This window comes from Arcobacter peruensis (assembly GCF_003711085.1).
Taxonomy (GTDB): domain Bacteria; phylum Campylobacterota; class Campylobacteria; order Campylobacterales; family Arcobacteraceae; genus Poseidonibacter; species Poseidonibacter parvus.
In genome coordinates, this window is the sequence record NZ_CP032363.1 from 659,480 (window position 1) to 679,980 (window position 20,501).

Genomic DNA, 20,501 nt, shown 5'->3' on the forward strand with positions numbered 1-20,501 from the left:
CATAAAAAAGGTTGTACATGTCTGTAATAAAATCTCTATTATTTTTTTTAATTTTTTTCTCAAATATATCTTATGCTAATTCAAATATAAATTTAACAGAAGAAGAAATACAATATATAAAAAACAATCCTACTATAAAAGTTGGAGCAGAAAAAAACTGGGCACCTTTTGATTTTGCAGAAGATGGTTTATACAAGGGTTTAGCTAGAGATTATCTAGATATAATTGAGAAAAAAACTTCATTAAAATTCGAATATGATATTGATTCATGGAATAACTTACTTAAAAAGATAAAACAAAATAAAATTCAATTACTTCCAATTTTAAAAAAAACTCAAAAAAGAGAAAAATATCTTTTATTCACACGTGATTATTTAACAATTAGAGCTTATGTTTATACACTTAAAGATGTAGAAATTAGTAGTACAAAAGATCTTGTAGGTAAATCAATAGCAATACCTAAAGGGTCTTCACATGAAGAATATATAGAAAAGAATCATCCAAAAGTAAAAGTTTTAACAGTAAAAAATGTTTTAGAAGCAATAGATGCTATAAATACAAAAAAAGCAGATTTTTTAATCTCGAATATTCCAATTATAAATTATCTGACAAATAAACAGAACTTATCTAAAATTTATCCAAAGTTTCATTTAAATAATATTGAAAATAAATTATCTATGGCTACAAATAAGCAGACAAATATTTTGGTTAATATTATTCAAAAAGCATTAGATTCAATAACTCAAAATGAAAAAAACACAATATCCTCTAAGTGGTTAGGAAATATAGAAAATAAAAAAGTTCTTACTTTTACTAAAGAAGAAATAAATTTTATAAAGAAAAATGAGAAACTAGTTATTGCAAACGAATTGGCTTATAAACCTTATGATTTCAATGAAGAAGGAGAGCCAAAAGGCTATGTTATTGATTATATAAGATTACTCTTTTCTAAAATTGGAATAGAACCTATTTTTAAAGCAAAAGAGTGGTCTTTATTAGTTAATGATTTCAAAGAAAGAAAAATAGACATATTACCCATAATTACAAAAAATAAAAAAAGAGAAGAATATATAAGTTTTTCAAAACCTTATATTAATCAGAACATGTCAATAATTACAAAAAAGAGTAATAATTCTTTAATCAATATTGATGATTTAGATGGTAAAACTGTTGCTTTAGCAAAAAATTGGAATATGACAAAACTTGTAAAAAAACACCATCCAAAGATAAAGGTAATTGAATATAAAACTGTCTCAGAATTTTTAGATGCAGTTGCAAATAACTATGCAGATGCTACTATTTTAGATAAGCTATCAGCAAACTATTATATTAAATCAAAGTATATCCATAAACTTCATATCACAGGTACTGCTCATATTAAAAACTTTAATCCAATGTTGTCGATGGGAGTTCATAAAGATACAAAAATATTAAAAGATATTATTAATAAAGCAATGCTTTTAATAAGTGACGAAGAGCAAAAAAATCTTAATAATAAGTGGATCAATCATACAAAAAATATTAATTTCACTAAAAAAGAGCTTGACTTTATTAAAAACACTATTATAAATATCTCATTAGTTAAAACTTGGGCTCCTTTTGCATTTGAAAATAATGGAAAACCCTATGGATTAGGATATGATTTTTGGAGCCTTATCATAGATAAAGCAAATTTAAAAACTAAAAATCATTTTGATGATAAGTTTTCTTCATCATTAAAAAAAATAGAACTAAAAGAAAATGATGTTCTAGTAACAACATCAAAAACAAAAGATAGAGAAAAATTTGCTATTTTTTCTGATTCATATTTTAAAGCTCCAATAGGAATTGCAACATTAAAAGATAAAGATTATATTCCTGATGCAAGTAAATTAATTGGTAAAAAAGTTGCAGTAGGTGAAAATTATACAGCACATAAACTAATAAAAGAAGCCTACCCTAGTATTAATCTAATACCAGTAAAAAACATAGGTGAAGCATTGGACTTATTATCAAAAGATGAAGTTTATGCTGTTGTAGATATAATGCCTGTTTTAATCCATAATATTAAATCTAAGGGCTTTAATAATATTAAAATCACAGGTGTAACAGGTATTGATTTTAATATGAATATCTTGATTAGAAATGATTATACTCTTCTTCAATCAATAATAAATAAAGTGCTTAAAAATATAACTCCCGAAGAAAAAGAACTTATTTATAATAAATGGTTGAATATCGAATATGAAAAAGTTTTTGATTATTCGTTATTTTGGAAAGTAGCTCTTATTTTTATAATTATTTTATTACTAATTTTATATAAAAACAATCAATTATTAAAATATCAAAAGAGACTAGAAAATACAACAAAGAACTTCGAAACAGTAATTGATTTAAGTTTAGCTGGTATATTAATTATCAAAGATTATCAAATAATTTATGCAAATAAAGAAACCTTAAATATTTTTAAATACGAAGAGTTAGTAAATAAAGATATTTCTATGCTTCTACAAGAAAAAGATATAGTTGAAATTATTAGACAAACAGAAGAAAAAGACAAAGAACATGAAGTTATTGGAATAACGAAAGATAGAACAAATGTGCCATTACTTGTAAATGCTAAAAAAATTGTTTATGATAATTTATCTTCATATATTATTTCTGTAGTAGATTTAACAGAAATAAAAAACAAAGAAAATTTAATCATACAACAATCAAAAATGGCAAGCTTAGGTGAAATGATTGCAAATATTGCACATCAATGGAGACAACCTTTAAGCTCAATTACAACAACAGCTTCAGGACTTAAAGTACAAAAAGAGTTTGGATTATTAACAGATAAAATATTTATTGATAGTGTTGATAGTATTACAAATACTACACAATTTTTATCACAAACCATTGATGATTTCCAAAATTATATGAGAAAAGATAAAATAAAACAAAACTTTACTATTGAAAATAGTATAAATACCGTGCTGTCAATCGTAAAAGGTTCTTTAAAAAACTATTTTATTAATATTGAAAAAGATATAGAAGAGATAGAGCTTTATTCTTATGAAAATGAATTAAATCAAGCTATTCTAAATATTATAAATAATTCAAAAGATGCTCTAAAAAATATAGAAGAAAATCAAAGAAACATTTATATAAATGTCTTAAAAAAAGACAATAAAGCATTAATTGAAATAATAGATACAGCAGGTGGAATAAAAGAAGATATTATAAAAAAAGTATTTGAACCCTACTTTACTACTAAACATAAATCTCAAGGCACGGGCCTTGGTTTATATATGACACATAAAATTATTACAGAGAGTTTAGAAGGACAAATAAGTATAAATAATATATCTTACAAAAACTACGAGAAATGTACAAAAGTTAATATTTTAATACCTATTAAATTATAACTATCACATCTATTATTTTCTTTACATAAAAAATAATGTAGAATACTTTCATAAATACTTGCTAAGGAAAAATATGAAATCTGAATATTTAGAAACAATGCCAGATAAAAATGGTTATTTTGGAAAGTTTGGAGGTTCTTTTATTCCTCCTATTCTTGAAAAACCATTCGAAGATATAAAAAATGCTTATGAACAACTAAAGAAATCTCCTGAATTTATTGATGAGTTAAAATATGTAAGAAAACACTATCAAGGTAGACCTACTCCAATTTCTTTTGCAAAGAATCTTACAAATTATTGTGGTGGTGCTAAGATATATTTAAAAAGAGAAGATTTAAATCACACTGGTGCACATAAATTAAATCATTGTATGGCAGAAGTAATACTTGCAAAACATCTTGGAAAGAAAAAAGTAATTGCTGAAACAGGAGCTGGTCAACATGGTGTTGCACTTGCTACTGCTGCTGCATATTTTGGATTAGAGTGTGAAATACATATGGGTGAAGTTGATATTGCTAAAGAGCATCCAAATGTAATTAGAATGAAAATATTAGGAGCTAAAATTATTCCGGCAACTCATGGATTAAAAACTCTTAAAGAAGCTGTTGATTCAGCATTTGAATCTTATGTTTCGCAAGTTGAAGATTCAATATATTGTATTGGCTCAGTTGTAGGTCCTCATCCTTTCCCTATGATGGTTAGAGATTTCCAAAGTATTATTGGTATTGAATCAAAAGAACAATTTAAAGAGCATGAAAACAAAAACCCTGATAATGTAGTTGCATGTGTTGGTGGTGGTTCAAATGCAATGGGAATATTTGCAGGATTTATTGATGATACTGATGTAAATTTAATTGGTGTTGAACCTATGGGAAAAGGTGAAAAAATTGGAGAACATTCTGCAAGTTTAACTTATGGAGAAGAAGGTGTAATGCATGGCTTTAACTCTATAATGTTAAAAGATAAAGAAGGTGAACCAGCACCAGTTTATTCAATAGGTTCAGGAATCGATTATCCCTCTGTTGGTCCTGAACATGCATATCTTAATGAAAGTGGACGAACAAAAGTAGGATTATGTGATGACAAAGAAGCTATTGATGCATTTTATAAATTATCACAACTTGAAGGAATTATTCCCGCACTTGAATCTGCTCATGCTGTTGCTTATGCAATGAAGTTAGCAAAAACTTTACCTAGTGATAAAACTATATTAGTTAATTTATCAGGTCGAGGGGATAAAGATATTGATTTTATTGTAGAAAATCATCCTATACCAAATACAAAATTTTAGTAAAATATTTTTTACTTTTTTATAAAATGTCATACTAAAGTCATTCTCCAAGGATATAAATTTATATAATTTATTACAGGAGAACAAGATGTTAAAATCGTTGTTGATTTTTTTAGGGTTTAGTATAATTTCATTTGCTTCAACAACTGTAAGTGATGCAAATCAAGATCTTATTTATACAATGCTAGCTTATGGAAAAGAAGGTAGTGTTTATTTAGATGAGATTTTTGTTGCTTTACAGACAAAGATTTTTAAAAATGCATATTTAGGAATTATAGTAATTGTTCCATTAGTTTTTTTAGTGCATTATTTAATTATAGGACCAAAACAATTCTCACATGAAGGTAAGAAATATTATTTCTTTACTTTATTTAATAGAATTGTTCATGGAATGGCAGCTGTGTCATTTATGTTATTAATTCCAACTGGTTTAATTATGATGTTTGGTACATATTTTGGTGGTGGAGCTTTTGTAATTGCCTGTAAAGACATTCATGCCGTTGTTACAATTTTATTTATAATAAGTGTTATTCCTATGTTTATAATGTGGTTTAAAAATATGCTTTTTACTGGTGATGACATAAAATGGTTAATGATAGTAGGTGGTTATTTATCAAAAATTAAAAAACCAGTACCTGCTGGAAAATTTAATGCTGGTCAAAAAATGTGGTTTTGGGTATGTACAATTGGTGGTGTAGCTATGATTTACACAGGAGCAACACTTTATGTACAAGATCTAGATATACAAATATTACATACTTTAGGACTTACTCAAATTGAAGTTTTAAGATGGTCTATAATTGTACACAATGCTGTTGGTTTAGCTATAACTGCCTTATTCTTTACTCATGTTTATATGTCAATGTTTGCAATTAAAGGAGCATTACAAAGTATTATAAATGGATACAAAGAAAAAGAGGAAGTTGAGATTTTACATAGTTCATATTATAAAGAACTAGAAAAAGAAGAAAAAAAGAAATAGTTTTAATATCTTAAATTAAAACTGTTTTATAATATTTTTATTATATAAATCTATTTCTTCATATTTATAGAGTAATTCTTGATATTTTAATGCATAGTCATTATATAAAAAAGAATAATCATTGTCTTCATCATCTTTGTATTTACCGTATTGGTCTTTAGATGTTGTTGATAATGCACTTACAAAATTAAATGAGTTAACTGTTGTTAATATTTCATCTAATCTATCTTGTGATATTACATCACTAGTTTTTTTATTGCCCGTGTCTAATTTATTTGAAATAGAACTGTGTAATAAATCTGCTAAAGATGAATCAGTATTAAAAAAACTATTTTTATCTTCATATCTATCATAAAGATAAGAATAACCAAGCTCAAAAGGTTCACCCATAACTGTATTAAAAAGTGCTTGTCCTAAAGTTTCATCTTCTGTAAATAGTGTTGCTAATCTAAGGTTTTTAGCTATATTATTTGACTCTTCATCTTCAAATAAAGTATCAATCTCTTCTAAAGAAATACCTTTGATATTTGAATAAGTTAAAGAATTGTCTCTTTTAACATCACTACTATTTTCTATTTTAGTTGAAGTCAAAGTATTTAAAAAATCATTACTTGGATTTTTATTATTATTCGATTCTGTAATTTCATTTTTTAACAATATTTCATTTATATTTGATGTAATCATTTAAAATCCTTTAACTCTTAAATATTATGCACAATCACTTTTTTTTGATAATATTTTTAATACATCACAAGAAAAACCAGCTTGTTTTCTTGCTTCAAAATTTAAATCCATTTTTCTTTTTGTAGAGCCTGGAAATACATCTTCAATGATTTCTAAATATGTAGAATCATAAGGAAGGTTTTCTAAATCACAAGCATACTTATACCAAACATCCCCTTTTGTTACATGGTCGACTTCTTCTTCTAAAATTGTTCCTAAAACTTTTAATATCTTTCTATTAAAAGGATCATTATTTGATTTTAATTTTTCCATAATTTTTGGATTCTGGTCTAAACCATTTGCTTCTAAGTACCTAGGAACAGCAGCCATTCTTCTTAAAAAAGTTGGTGTATCTTGTAAGGCTTCAAATAAGTTTTTGTGTACAGGAAAATCACCATATTTTCCGTCAAGTTGCGCTAATAAATCTTCTAACATTAAAAAATGTCTAATTTCATCACTTGCAACTTCTAACCAATCTTGATAATACTTTAATGGCATATTTTTAAATCTTAAAGCTGCATCAAGAGCTAAATCAATTGCTGAATATTCAATATGTAAAACTGTATGAATTAAATATTTCTTACCTTCATCTGTGTTAAAGTTTTTAATTTTTGGAAGACTAGTTGGTTTTACAATTTCTAAAAAAGGTTCATAAGATGGTACTTCTAAAACACAAGGTTCATAAGAATCATTAAAAGTAAAATCATTATCTAAAAACTTTTTATAAAACTTCTCAAATTTCTCTATTTTACTTTTTGGTTCACTTGTTAATAAAACCTCTTCTAGTGTAAAAAAATAATCCATACATAACCTCTTTCTTGATATAATTTAGTAATTTTAGCGAACTAAGGTTTAAAATGGATATAAAAGTACAGCCAATGGGTGATTATCAAACAAATTGTTATATTGCAACAATTGATGGAAAAGATTTAATAATTGATCCAGGTGTAGATGCATTAAGATGGATTAAAACAAAAGTTAAAAATCCAATAGCAATATTAAATACTCATGGGCATTTTGATCATATATGGTCAAACACTGCTGTTAAAGAAGAATACAATATAAAATTATATACTCCTGTAGACGATGATTTTATGTTAAAACTAAATCCATATGGAATGGGAATGCCACCTTCATCTGCTGATGTATTAATAAAACCAGACGAAGAAATTGAACTTGAGGGAATAAAAATAAAATTCCATCATTTCCCAGGGCATACACCAGGATGTTCTGCAATTCAAATAAATGAGCATTTATTTACAGGAGACTTTATTTTTAAAGGAACTATTGGAAGATTTGATTTTCCAATGTCTGATGCATCAAAAATGAAACAAAGTATTAAAAAAATATTAAAATGGGAAGAGGATTTTCATATTTATCCAGGTCATGGAGATAAAACTACATTAAAGAGTGAAATTCATACATTAAGACAATGGGAACAAAGTATATAAAGGGATAAATTTGAATAAAACTTGTGAAGACATAATAAGAAAAAATGAAGAACTAAAACTTTTAAGTAATTTGGAAGATATTTATTTATCGATATTTGACTATTTAAAAAAAGAATTTAGAATAAGTCAATTAGAAATATTATTAAAAACAATCGATAAAACAGATACTCTATTTAAATCAAATGATTCTATTTTCGATAAATTTCTTAATAATTTAAAATTTGTAGAAAATGAAAATACACAAGTGCATTTTATAATATATTCAAAAACACAAGAAGACAATGATTTTATTGTTGAAAATATGCCTAAATTAAAACTTGCTTTAGAATTCTTTTCTTCATCTTTATATAATAAATATCTTGAAAAATCTATACATGAGTTATCAATTGTTGATTCAGTCACAGGTGCATTTAATAGGTCTTACTTAGATGTATATGTGGATAATATACTTAGTATTTCAAATAGAGAGCAAAAAAAAGTTGGCTTCTTAAAAGTTGGAGTTGATAAGTTTAAAGCTGTAATAGATGAGTTTGATTACACTATAGGTGATAAGGTTTTAATTGAATTGACAGATACATTAAAAGAAAGCATAAGAATATCAGATATTGTTATTAAAATGTCAGAAGATGAGTTTTTAGTTATATTATTGAATGTAATTAATGAAAATAATGCTACAATAGTATCAGAGAAATTAATTAATAACTTTTCAGATAAAAAAGTTTTAGTTGATAACAATACAGAACAAACACTTAAAAAAACTATTTGTGTAGGAATGTCTATCTATCCTGATGATGCTATAAATGTCGATGATGCTATTAAAAAAGCAGATGTTGCTTTATATGAAGCAAGAAATATGGGAAGAAGTAAATACTATAAATATAGTGAAGAAAGTGTAAATACAATTGATTTTTTTTAGGTGGAAATTTTGAAAAATAAAATTTTAGAGTTAATTAAATCATCAGCAAATAATGAAAAAGACTTTGATGCTTTAAATAGTATATTTAATCTACATGAACAATTACAATATGCTACGAATATTAATCAAATGGCAGAAGATATATATCTATGGCTAAAAAAAGAGTTTAATATTGATAATATGGTTTTTGCTTTATTTGATATAAATACAAATCAAAGAGAAGAGCTACTTGTAGAAGGTGAAGATTTTTATTTAGATGATGAACATTCATGTTTTTTTATCATCAACACACATACAAATTTAAATGCTACAGTATCTTTTAATGTAGCTTCAAATGTACATTATCAAATAATGCAATCAAAATATTCAACTATAGAAGCTGCATTTTTCCAAATATCTCCAATTATTCAAAATGGAATTATAAAAAAGAACTTTATAGAATCATCATCTTTAGATTCTGTTACAAAAGTTTATAATAGAAACTACTTAATTGAAAACCTTACAAAACATCTTAATCTAAGTAAAAATAAAAAAGATGAAATTTATTTTCTTATGGTAGGCGTTGATCGTTTTAAAGCTGTAATTGATGAGTTTGATTATGATGCTGGAGATAGAGTTTTAATAGAATTAGCAAAAGTTATACATTCTAATATTAATGAATTTGATATGGTAGCAAGACTTAATGCAGATGAATTTTTAGTAACAATTGTAAGTTCTTCTTCCGAATTTGAAGCTATTCAAATTGCTGAAAAAATTATAAAAGATTTTTCTGTGAAAAAAATAATAGTTAATGATGAAACTAATCAAACTTTATTGAAAACAACATGTATTGGTTTGGATACTATGCATATAAGTAAAGATGAAGAAATTATAAATGCTATTAAAAATGCAGATATTGCATTATATGAAGCAAAAAATCTTGGCAGAAGCCAATTATTTAAATTTGTAGATTTAAAAGAAGAAGATACAATAGATTTATTTTAATCTATTGTATCTTTTTTGCTTTCATATAGACCCTCTTAGGAGCTGGATAACCTTCAATAGTTTTAGAATTATCATTTGGGTCTAAAAAATCTTCTAAACTTTGATCAAAAGACCAAGGAGTTTTTCTTTGTTCTTCACTACTTGTTACTGTTGTAGTAATTACTTCAATATCTTCAAACCCTGCTCTACTTAACCAATTTGTTAATGCTGGTATTGTTGGTATAAAATAAATATTTGGTATTTTTGAATATCTTTTATTTGGTGTTAAACAAATCTCTTCATCTCCATCAATCATAAAAGTATCTATCAAAATTTCACCTTTTGAGTTTAAACCACGTGCAAGAGATTTTAAAGTTCCAACAGGATCTGCTCTATGATATAAAACACCTAACATAAATATAAAATCAAATTTATGATTATAATATTCTAAATGCTCAACTCCAAGCATTTCATATTCAATATCTGATTTTACAAAATGGTTTACAAACTCAAATTGATGAAGTGTTAAAGGTGCGGGATCAAAACCAATTAGTTTTTTTGGTTTATCTTCAAGCATTCTAAACATATAATATCCATTGTTACAACCAATATCAGCAACTACTTTATCTTTTAAATTAAAGAAAGGTCTTATTAAATTGTATTTAATATTACTTTGCCATTCACTATCTATTTCTAATCCAAATAAATTAAAAGGGCCTTTTCTCCAAGGTATTAATATTTTTGCAGTTTCTTCAAGTAGCTTAAACTCTTCATCACTTAAATCTTCGCGTTTTCCTACACTAAACCAGTCACCATAATCAAGTTCTAAATTATCTTTATTAATCTTTTGTGCAATTTCTTGAATCTTTGTATGCCAAGGTTCAACATTTTTCCAAGTTCTACACTCGTTTTTCTTTTTTTGTAATGTAATTAAATCCATGGCGTAATTATAAGGCTTTTAATTAAAATGTTATCTTAAATCAATAAGAAATAAACCCATCTTTAGATATAATCTCATTTTTAACAGTTATAAGTAATATTTATTGAAAATATTCTGTAATTTAAATAAAGACTAATAGTTTGTTAACCTTGAGTTAACTACTTGGGATTATAATTAAATCAATATACTAAAAAGGATTTTTATTGAAAATTTTAAATGTCTTATTTTCTTTTAAGACAACACTAATTTTACTTGCTATATTAGCAATTGGAGCTGGAGTAGCCACATTTATAGAGAATGATTTTGGTACATCTACAGCTAGAGTTCTAGTTTATAATAATATCTGGTACGAAACAGCTTTAGTTTTAACTACTGTTAATCTTGCAGGTATTATATACAAATTTAAAATGTGGAAAAATACTCCAAGATTTTTATTTCACAGTGCCTTTGTAGTTATTTTAATAGGTGCAGGAGTTACTAGATATGTTGGATATGAAGGTGTTATGCAAATTAAAGAAGGTTCTACAGAAAATAGAATGATATCTTTAGAACCATATTTACAAGTAACTATCAAAGAAGATGGAAAAACTTACTTTAAAGAGTATCAAATGGAATTTGCTACATTAATGAAATCTATTAATGAATTTTCTCACACAATTACTTATAATGACAAAAATGTAGTAGTTGACTATAAAAACTATATGTTAGCAAAAAAAGGTACTGCAAAAATGGGAATGTTAACTGTTGACGTAACAGCAAATGGTGAAACAAAAGAGATTAAATTACCAGGAAGAAGAAGTCAAAAAGGTATGCAAAGAGATTTACAATTTGGTGATACTACAGTTTCTTTAGAATATGGTTCTAAAATACTTTATTTACCATTTGCAATTAAGTTAAATGACTTCCAATTAGATAGATATCCAGGAAGTCATTCACCTTCATCTTATGCTTCTGAAGTTACTGTAATTCAAGAAGATAATACATCTTATGATTATAGAATTTTCATGAATAGAACTTTACATCAAGGTAACTTTTTATTCTTCCAAAGTTCATACTTCCCAGATGAAACAGGAACAGTATTATCTGTAAATAATGACCCAGGGAAATGGCCTACATATTTTGGATACTTTTTATTAACTTTAGGTTTAGTACTTAATTTCTTTGATAAAAAATCTAGATTTGCGAAATTAACTAAATTTGTTGCTTCAAAAAACATTGCTTCTCTTACAGTTGCCTGTTTATTAGCATTTGCAACTACAAGTTCAAATGCTGCACAAAGTGATGAAGAATTTAAAGCAAAAGCTCAACAAACTGTTGAGTACTTAAAAACGTTTAAAGAAAGCTCAGATGTAACTGCAAAGAAATTTGCAAGATTAGTTACACAAAGTTCATCAGGAAGAATGAAACCAATATCTTCATTAAATAGAGAGATTGTTACAAAATTAAGTGGTAAAACTTCATTACTTGGAATGAATTCAGACCAAATAGTGCTTGGTATGTTATCTCGTCCTGAAATTTGGAGAGATTTAAAAATCATAAAAATCAAAACTCCTAAATTAAAAAAGTTTATTGGTGTTGATGAAAAAAGAAAGTATATTGCTTTTTCTGAAGTTTTTAAAGATGGAGCATATTTACTTTCAAAAGAATCTGAAAAAGCTTCGCTTACAAAACCAAATGAAAGAGGAACATACGAAAGAGATATTATTAAAGTAGATGAAAGATTAAATATTATGTACGCAGTATTTAATGCAAGTTTATTTAATATTTATCCTAAAGTAGTTCTAAAAGATGATAAAGAACATAACAACAAATGGTATACACCTATGGAAGCAATTGATAGCTTTGAGGGTAAAAACAAAACTGCTGTTGAACAAATAACTAGAGGTTTAATTAATACAATTATTCAAAATAATTGGGAAGAAGCGAATAACTATATTTCTTTATTAAGTACTTACCAAGAAAAAGTTGGAGCTGAAGTTAATTTAAGTAAAGCAGAAATTGACAATGAAATTATGTTTAATGAACTTGATATCTTTCCAAAAGTTATGATTGCATATTTAATTTTAGGATTCTTTATATTAATTGCTGCATTTATTGTAGTATTTAATCCAAAAATTAAACCAAGAAAAACTACATTTGTTTTCTTTGTAATTTTATCTGCTATTTTTGCAGTTCATACATTTGGTATGGGATTTAGATGGATTATTTCAGGACATGCACCATGGTCTGATACTTATGAGACATTATTATATATTTCATGGTCAGCAATTTTCGCTGGAGTTATGTTCTTTAGACGTCATTTACTTGCATTAAGTTCAGCTGTAATCGTTGCAGGTATTTTTATGTTTGTAGCACATTTAACAGGAATTGACCCACAAATTACAAATCTAGTACCTGTATTAAAATCATACTGGCTTACAATCCACGTATCAATTTTAACAGCGTCTTATGGATTCTTTGCACTTGGAGCAGTTTTAGGATATATGACATTAATTATGTTTATATTCAGAAAAAACAAGCCTCATGTTGATGATACAATCAAACATGTAAATGCAATTAATGAAATTGCATTAATTGTCGGACTTGCTGCAATTACAATAGGAAACTTCCTTGGTGGTATTTGGGCAAATGAATCATGGGGTAGATACTGGGGATGGGATCCTAAAGAGACTTGGGCTTATGTATCAATCGTAATGTATGCTATTGTTATTCACCTTAGATTTATTAAAGGTCTTGCAACTCCATTTGTATTTGCAGTAGCTTCATTATTATCATTCTCAACAATTTTAATGACATATTTTGGAGTTAACTTCTATCTAGCGGGGATGCACTCATATGCAACAGGTGACCCTGTTCCAATTCCTACATGGGTTTACTATGTTCTAGGATTAATATTTGTAACTATTGCATTTGCATATAAAAATAGAGATTTAAAACCACAAATATCTCAAGAAGAAAATATGAAAACTAATTCTTAGTTCTCATATCTCCTTTAATTTTTTTTGATATAATCTTAAAAAATTAAAGGATACTTTTTGAGTCAAATTATAGATATATTTAAAGAAATTACTTCAATTCCTAGATGTTCAGGAACACACTCACCTTTTATAAATTACATGAAAGAAATATCATCAAAAGCTAACTTTCTATGCTTAGTTGATAATCACAATAATATTTTAGTAAAAAAAGAAAACTCAAAAGCAAAACTTGCTTTCCAATCGCATTATGATATTGTTTGTTTAGATGATAACTGTGTTCCTGTAATAGTAGAAAATGGTGACATTTTATCAGCAAAAAATTCGACACTTGGAAGTGATAATGGAATTGGCTGTGCTTATATGATACAACTAATTTTAGATGGAGTTGATGGTGAATATCTTTTTACATCAGATGAAGAAATAGGACTTATTGGAGCTAATAATTTAGCCTTAGAATTAAAAGCTCCATATATGTTAAATCTTGATAGCGAAGAAGAAGGTGGTATTTGTATTGGATGTGCGGGAGGTGTTGATATTTTTGCAACAAACTCTAATAAAAAGATTATTCCAAATGATGAAAATCTTGACCTTTATGAAGTAAGTATTTCAAAACTACAAGGTGGACACTCAGGTGTTGATATAAATAAAAATATTCCAAATGCAATAAAACTAATAGCAAAAACAATAAAAGAAGCAAATGCAAAGCTTTTAGATATAAACGGTGGTGAGAGAATAAATTCAATTCCTGTTAATGTAAAAGCAATAATAGCTTGTAAAACAAAACCTCTTGCATCTCATGAGAATATGAAAATAGAAAAAATTGATACAACAAGTGAACACTTAAATATTTTTGATGATAATATTATTGATTTTATATATGATTTCAAAAATGGTGTGAGGTCTTTAAACGATGAATTAGGTGTTGTTCAAAACTCAATAAATTTAGCGATTATTAAAACAAACCAAGATTGTATTAAACTTGAAATATCAGCTAGGTCTATGGCAAATGATGAACTAGCACAACTAAAAGATGAAACACTACAAAAATTAAAAGAACATAATTTTGAAACTTCAACAGATGGAAAATATCCAGCATGGAAACCGGATATAAATGAGTTTACAGATAAAGTATTAGAAATATACAAAGAAGTTAATCCAAATGCTTCACTTGAAGCAATTCATGCAGGACTAGAGTGTGCAATATTTAAAGATAAATATCCACATATAAAAGTAGCTTCAATAGGTCCGAGTATTGAATTTCCACATTCAAGAAAAGAAAGAGTTTCAAAACAATCAGTTGAAAATGTATTTAAAGTTGTAGAAAAAATAGTAAAAGAAGTAAATAAATAAAAAAGAGTTTCCTCTTTTTTATTTAGAAAATTGGTACAAGCTTATAGTCTTGAGTTTGCCAACCAATTAATGAAATAAATCCATCTGCAACAATATCCATCTCTTTTGGAATTGTATTGTTATCTATATTGAATACTTTTGTAGCAACTGCACATACTTCCATTCTTACACCTAACTTTGAAAAATTCTTGATTGATTCTTGAATAGAGTTTAACTCTTCTTCATTTTCCATCTCAAAAGCTTCATCTTGTTGTGTACTTAAAAATTTTACTGTTTTACCAATAAATACTAAAACCATTTTAGGTTTAACACCTTGGTCAGTAAAACCTTTATGAGTGCCCTCAATAATTTTCATATAAAATGCTGTAGTTTTTACATCTGTAAAATCTATTAAAAAAACACTTTTTGCTTCTTTTATTCCATTTAAAGCAGCAGAATCATTAATCTCTTTTGCATTTATTACATTAACATATAATAATGATATAAAAATCAATGCTAATATTTTGTTAATTTGTTTCATATTTATTCCTTTATAATATAAGTTTTAATTATATCAGAAGAATAAATTCACCACCAGGTAATAAAAAATCTTTCAATGATGATTTCTTTATTGTGAGTATTTTTAGACCATATAAGAGGTGATGCTTTCATGTTTGCAAAAAATTCTATTTCTTCTTTAGCTTCTTCATAACTTTTCCAAGTTTCATTAGTAGTTGGATCGCTTAACCAATCAAATCTATGAGGAACAAATAAAGACATTTGTTTAAAAGAATCATCTTTAATAAACTCTTTAAAGCTTAGATAATATCCATTTATACAGTCATTATTTATCAAAGGCAAGCTTTGTCCTTTTAAATGCCTTGGTAAAAAAATATTCCCTTTATACAATATCTTTTGTTCAATATTTTCTAAGTCAACATCTTCAAGATAACTTTTTGTAGCTTCATTAAATAATAAAGGCAATTGTTTATTTTTTAGTTTTTCTAGTTTTAAATATAAAGTATCACTTCTGTTTGGTCCAACATATCTGTGAATTTCTTCTTTTATATTGTCATCATAAACATAAAATTTATATTGCATTTCTATATGTTCGTATATATTTCTTTTTTTATTGAAAAGAATAAAATCTATTTCACCAAAAGTATGTTTATCTTGAATAATCTGTTTATTCTTTAAAATTCTCTCATAGTTTGGTGATTGTTCAATAATCGCATCAAAAAAGTGTTCTACTCTCTTTCCAAGAGGAAGTTGTTGAAGAATTTGAATATTATTGATATCAAAATTATCAAGGTCAATATCTTCTAACTCAAATAATTTAAAACCATAAAAATCATTTTCAAATAAAGATGGTGTATTACAAAAACCTCTTAGCTGATTGTGCATTATATTAACTATTTTGATTTACAAGTAAAGTAAAATTGTATAGAACCTTTTGCTTTTCTAGGAACTAACCCTAGCCCCATATCTGGAGTTAAAAGCAACATATATTCAGAATTTGAATAAGAAGACATAGGCCCCCTACTCATTTTAAAATCAAAGACAATATTTTCTTTCGTAATTAATTGATTTTCTTTTATTGAAAAAATAAAAGGTTTTTTAATAGCTTCTTTTTCATCTACATTAAACTGTTGACCTTGTTTGATATTATGTGTATTTAAACAAGTATATTCTTTATTTTTAACAAAAGATTCATTTGCAAATATTGAACTTGTTAATAATGCAATTAGTAGTATTTTTTTCATTTATATCCTTTTAACTATATATCTTATAATATAACTAATTAGAATAAGTTTTTATTGGTCTTTAATTTTAGTTAATGAACAATTTTGATATTCACCATATTCTAAATTACTACAACGTCCTAAAACTCTATCGTATCTATTGATTCTTGCTGTTCTATATACTGTAGCTTTTATTTTTTCACCATTATCTAAAGTTACTCGAACTTTTTTATATTTACTAATTGCTTTAATATCAGTAACTATTCCTCTAACACTAATAGATTTAGCTTTATTTTTATAATTTGCTGCAAATACTAGAGTACTTGTGATACTTATTAAAATTAAATTTTTTATCAAAATTAAGTCCTTTATTATCTTTGTATAAGTTTTCTTATATCATCATCAATTGTTTTAAATATCTCTTCTTTTATAGAAACATTTATTTCATTATTTTCTAATTGTTCAAGCATTTTACAAATATTATCTAAGCCTACATTTAGACAAGAATTCTTTAAATAATGTGCTTTTTGTGATATTGAATAAGAATCTTTCTCTTTAAATATTTTTTTCATATCTTCTAAATCTTCAATTATATTTGACTTAAATCTATTAATAACCATTTGTGCAATATTCTCACTAACATCAAGTTTTGATACAATTTTATTAACATCTAAATACTCTTCATTTTCAATACTATCAATATTATTTTGAGTATTCAAATACTGATTTAAAACTTTTGATAATTCATGGTTTTTAATTGGCTTACTAAGATAAATATCCATACCCTCTTTTAAGTACTTCTCTTGATCTCCTTTAATTGAATTTGCAGTTAGTGCAACAATTGGTGTATGATCATTAGCAATTTTATTTTCATGAGCTCTAATAATCTTAAGAGCTTCAAGTCCATCCATTATAGGCATATTAATATCTAAAAAAATCAAATCATACTTCTGTTTTTTATATTTTGAAACTGCTTCTTTCCCATTTTCAACTATAGTAACATTAAGTCCAAAATCCTCAAGTATTAATTTGATTAATAATTGATTATTTGTATTATCTTCGGCTACTAAAATTTTACCTTCATACTTAATATCTTCATTATTAGACTTTTCTATATTATGATTTTCTTCAATTACCTTAGCTTGTGCAATTATATTAAATATCTTTGAGCCATAAATAGGTACATCTAAATAATAATCCATAAGAGCCAGTAGCTGTGGATAAATATCTATTTTACTTTTATTACCTACAAAAACTACCGGACATTTGAAATGTTTTTTTCTTTTTTCAAGTTTATCTATAAATTCTAAATCCCCAAAACAAAAAATTAAATCAATTTGTTTACAATCTTCTATTTCTTCATCAGATTGATATATATTTCCAAAATATTTCACTGTTGAAATCAAGTGATCTCTTATATTTTCATTATCATTTACTACACCGCAAATTGCAAAATTATATTTAAATTGTTTATTATCTGCAATATCAGTATTTTGAATTTCAAGGTCTAAATCAAAAGAAAATTCACTACCTTTACCTTTTTTACTTTGAAGTTTAATTTTTGAACCAAGCATTTTAAGAATATTTAAACTAATAGTTAAACCTAATCCTGTACCACCAAATTTTTTTGAGATACTGCTATCTGCTTGAGAGAAAGGTTTAAATATTTTTTCTTTTTCTTTTTCTGATATTACTATACCTTCATCTTTTATATAAAAAGAAACTGTAGCTATACTATTATCAATTTTTTTAAGCTTTATGTCAAAAATTACACTTTTATTTTCTGCTGTAAATTTAATTGCATTACTTAAAATATTTGAGAGTACTTGCTTTATTTTTATTTCATCGCCAATTAAAAAATGTGGAATATTTGAATCTAGATTATATAGAAATCTAATATTTTTCTCTTTAGTATTAATTGAATATAACTGAACTATTTGCTCAAGAAGAGTATTTAAATTAAAGCCATTGTTAGATATTTCATATTTTCCACTTTCTATTTTTGAAATATCTAAAATATCATTGATAATATCTAGAAGAGCACTTGCACTTTTAGATATGATTTGTGCTTTTTCTTTTTCTTCTTTCTGTAGTTTAGCCTTAGCTAAAATATTAGAAAATCCTATAATTGCATTAAGTGGGGTTCTAATTTCATGTGACATGTTTGCAAGAAATTGAGATTTAGTTTCATTTGCCTTTAATGCTTCCAATTCAGCTTTTTGAGATTTTTCAGAAACTTCCTCTAACTCTTTACTTTTATTTAAAATTTGTTTAGTAAGAAGAAATCCAAATACTAAAACAAGAAACATTGCAATATAAGTAAATATATATTCTAATTTTCTATAATATTCCTTTTCTTCTTTGATGTCTTTTTCTAATACTTTTATATTCTTTTTGCTGTCATACAACAATCTACTTGCATTTTCTTTCATTCGTATAAATAAAGTAGGAAGTTTTTTAAAAAATAACTTTGCATTAAAAACATCATCTTCTGATATATTAATATTTTTATCAGCAAGTCTAATTTTCATTATATATTCCATATTTGAAAGCTTTTCATCTAGCTCTTCAAGCTTTGGTAGTAAATCAATATCTTCATAAGTGTATCTATTTTCTTTATTGTTAAAAAAATATATCTTATCTGTTATTAAACCTGTTTCTAAAAGATTTAATTTAATATAACTTTCTAAGACTCCACCATATTTCAAAACATCAATCGCTTTTTTTATATCATAGATTTCTTCTTTTATTTCTTTCTCAATTGGTTTTAAAGCTTTAACTTTTGTTACAATTGCCATCTTATAATAGTTTGATTCAATAGAAGCGATTTCTTTTAAAATATATTCACCTATTTTATATCTTGAATATTCATTTTTAACATTTGAATCAAGTTTATTTAATATATTAGAAAATATATTATGAATTACAATAAGTCCTACGTATCCCAAAATAAATATTGTTAATAAGATAATAAGTCTTTTTAATATGGGATTATTTTTAAACATTAAAAAGTCACTTTGTCAAAATTTTTCAAATCATCATTATTTAAAAAACCATATTTTTTAAATACTTCTTTCCCTCTTTTTGAAACAACATACTCCAAAAATTTTTTACTCAATTGTTTATTCTTAGATGTTTTTAATAAATTAAATACAAGTTTTGATTTTATAGTATACTTATCATCTAGTTCAATAGCTTCTACTTCATTTTTATTCTCTTTCCAATAAGTAGTTGCATGCCAATTTAAAGTTAAATCTGTATCGCTAGATTTAATAGCTTGTATTAAATTTCTAGAATCAGAAGCTAAATAAACTGCATTTATAATAGCTTTTTTATATAATTTATGTTTAAGAAGAATTTTTTTACTAGCTTTTCCTACACTACTACTTTGATCATTTCCTAATACTACATTGATATTCTCATTTGCTAATTCTTCTAATGATGCTTTTATATTTTTAGGATTTCCTTTTTTTACAACTAATGAAAGTTTGTTATAACCTACAAACTTACCATCTAATAATAATCCATCTTTTAGATATTTATTTCTATAAGATAAAGATCCAGGAAGATATAAATCACCAACTTGACTTGATTTTATACTATCGTATAAATCTTGGCTACCACCTTGTAAGATTTTAATTTTGCAATTATTTGATAATTCAAACTCTTTTGCTAAAATATTTACAGGTTTAACCATTGTAATTCCAATATAAAATAACAATTCATTTCTAACATTAGCATATAAAGATGAAGAAATAAAAACTATCAAGAAAAGTGTTCTAAAATTCATAAATAAT

Annotated in this window: 17 protein-coding genes; 8 read left to right on the plus strand and 9 right to left on the minus strand. The window is 25.7% G+C overall.

The window, feature by feature from the left end:
* Positions 1-17: 17 nt before the first annotated feature.
* The 3 genes from D3Z07_RS03310 to D3Z07_RS03320 all read left to right on the plus strand — a co-directional run bounded on the left by D3Z07_RS03310 (position 18) and on the right by D3Z07_RS03320 (position 5,662).
* Entirely contained in the window at positions 18-3,389 is a 3,372-nt protein-coding gene (locus D3Z07_RS03310; protein WP_122893075.1) for a transporter substrate-binding domain-containing protein, read from the plus strand.
* A gap of 73 nt (positions 3,390-3,462) precedes the next feature.
* Complete coding sequence (trpB, locus tag D3Z07_RS03315; protein WP_076086216.1) at positions 3,463-4,680, plus strand: tryptophan synthase subunit beta; 1,218 nt, start codon at positions 3,463-3,465, stop codon at positions 4,678-4,680.
* An 88-nt stretch (positions 4,681-4,768) separates the two neighbouring features.
* Positions 4,769-5,662 (plus strand): formate dehydrogenase subunit gamma, encoded by an 894-nt coding sequence (locus D3Z07_RS03320; RefSeq protein WP_122893076.1) that lies wholly within the window; start codon positions 4,769-4,771, stop codon positions 5,660-5,662.
* Between the two features lie 15 nt (positions 5,663-5,677).
* Here D3Z07_RS03320 and D3Z07_RS03325 read toward each other — a convergent pair whose 3' ends face one another.
* Positions 5,678-6,346 (minus strand): hypothetical protein, encoded by a 669-nt coding sequence (locus D3Z07_RS03325; protein ID WP_122893077.1) that lies wholly within the window; start codon positions 6,344-6,346, stop codon positions 5,678-5,680.
* 24 nt (positions 6,347-6,370) lie between these two features.
* Entirely contained in the window at positions 6,371-7,189 is an 819-nt protein-coding gene (locus D3Z07_RS03330) for a ferritin-like domain-containing protein (protein ID WP_122893078.1), read from the minus strand.
* Between the two features lie 53 nt (positions 7,190-7,242).
* On the opposite strand from D3Z07_RS03330, the gene D3Z07_RS03335 reads away from it, so the two are divergent.
* The 3 genes from D3Z07_RS03335 to D3Z07_RS03345 are packed head-to-tail and all read left to right on the plus strand — an operon-like array spanning position 7,243 to position 9,736.
* Positions 7,243-7,836 carry an MBL fold metallo-hydrolase gene (locus tag D3Z07_RS03335; protein WP_122893079.1) on the plus strand — a complete coding sequence of 198 codons (594 nt, stop codon included), beginning with the start codon at positions 7,243-7,245 and terminating at the stop codon, positions 7,834-7,836.
* Between the two features lie 10 nt (positions 7,837-7,846).
* Positions 7,847-8,752, plus strand: coding sequence for a GGDEF domain-containing protein (locus D3Z07_RS03340; protein WP_122893080.1), 906 nt, complete (start codon positions 7,847-7,849; stop codon positions 8,750-8,752).
* Complete coding sequence (locus D3Z07_RS03345; RefSeq protein ID WP_228200572.1) at positions 8,753-9,736, plus strand: GGDEF domain-containing protein; 984 nt, start codon at positions 8,753-8,755, stop codon at positions 9,734-9,736.
* Between the two features lies 1 nt (position 9,737).
* On the opposite strand, the gene cmoB is transcribed toward D3Z07_RS03345, so the two are convergent.
* Positions 9,738-10,655: a tRNA 5-methoxyuridine(34)/uridine 5-oxyacetic acid(34) synthase CmoB gene (gene cmoB, locus D3Z07_RS03350; RefSeq protein WP_122893082.1), complete on the minus strand. Its 918-nt coding sequence runs from the start codon at positions 10,653-10,655 to the stop codon at positions 9,738-9,740.
* Positions 10,656-10,858: 203 nt separating this feature from the next.
* Between cmoB and ccsA the strand changes: the two genes are divergently transcribed.
* Both ccsA and D3Z07_RS03360 read left to right on the plus strand, forming a co-directional pair.
* Positions 10,859-13,633 (plus strand): cytochrome c biogenesis protein CcsA, encoded by a 2,775-nt coding sequence (gene ccsA / locus D3Z07_RS03355; protein ID WP_122893083.1) that lies wholly within the window; start codon positions 10,859-10,861, stop codon positions 13,631-13,633.
* A gap of 57 nt (positions 13,634-13,690) precedes the next feature.
* On the plus strand, positions 13,691-14,983 hold the full coding sequence (locus D3Z07_RS03360; protein WP_122893084.1) for a M20/M25/M40 family metallo-hydrolase: 1,293 nt from the start codon (positions 13,691-13,693) through the stop codon (positions 14,981-14,983).
* A 22-nt stretch (positions 14,984-15,005) separates the two neighbouring features.
* Here the strand turns inward: D3Z07_RS03360 and D3Z07_RS03365 are convergent, their stop codons facing one another.
* The 6 genes from D3Z07_RS03365 to modA are packed head-to-tail and all read right to left on the minus strand — an operon-like array spanning position 15,006 to position 20,494.
* Positions 15,006-15,503: a DsrE family protein gene (locus D3Z07_RS03365; protein ID WP_122893085.1), complete on the minus strand. Its 498-nt coding sequence runs from the start codon at positions 15,501-15,503 to the stop codon at positions 15,006-15,008.
* Between the two features lie 47 nt (positions 15,504-15,550).
* Positions 15,551-16,366 (minus strand): DUF1853 family protein, encoded by an 816-nt coding sequence (locus tag D3Z07_RS03370; protein WP_122893086.1) that lies wholly within the window; start codon positions 16,364-16,366, stop codon positions 15,551-15,553.
* Positions 16,367-16,374: 8 nt separating this feature from the next.
* Entirely contained in the window at positions 16,375-16,725 is a 351-nt protein-coding gene (locus D3Z07_RS03375; protein WP_122893087.1) for a hypothetical protein, read from the minus strand.
* Between the two features lie 51 nt (positions 16,726-16,776).
* Entirely contained in the window at positions 16,777-17,061 is a 285-nt protein-coding gene (locus tag D3Z07_RS03380; RefSeq protein WP_122893088.1) for a hypothetical protein, read from the minus strand.
* A 14-nt stretch (positions 17,062-17,075) separates the two neighbouring features.
* Entirely contained in the window at positions 17,076-19,709 is a 2,634-nt protein-coding gene (locus D3Z07_RS03385; protein ID WP_122893089.1) for a response regulator, read from the minus strand.
* Positions 19,709-20,494, minus strand: coding sequence for a molybdate ABC transporter substrate-binding protein (gene modA, locus D3Z07_RS03390; protein ID WP_122893090.1), 786 nt, complete (start codon positions 20,492-20,494; stop codon positions 19,709-19,711). Before modA ends, D3Z07_RS03385 begins: the two co-directional genes overlap by 1 nt.
* Between the last annotated feature and the right edge of the window lie 7 nt (positions 20,495-20,501).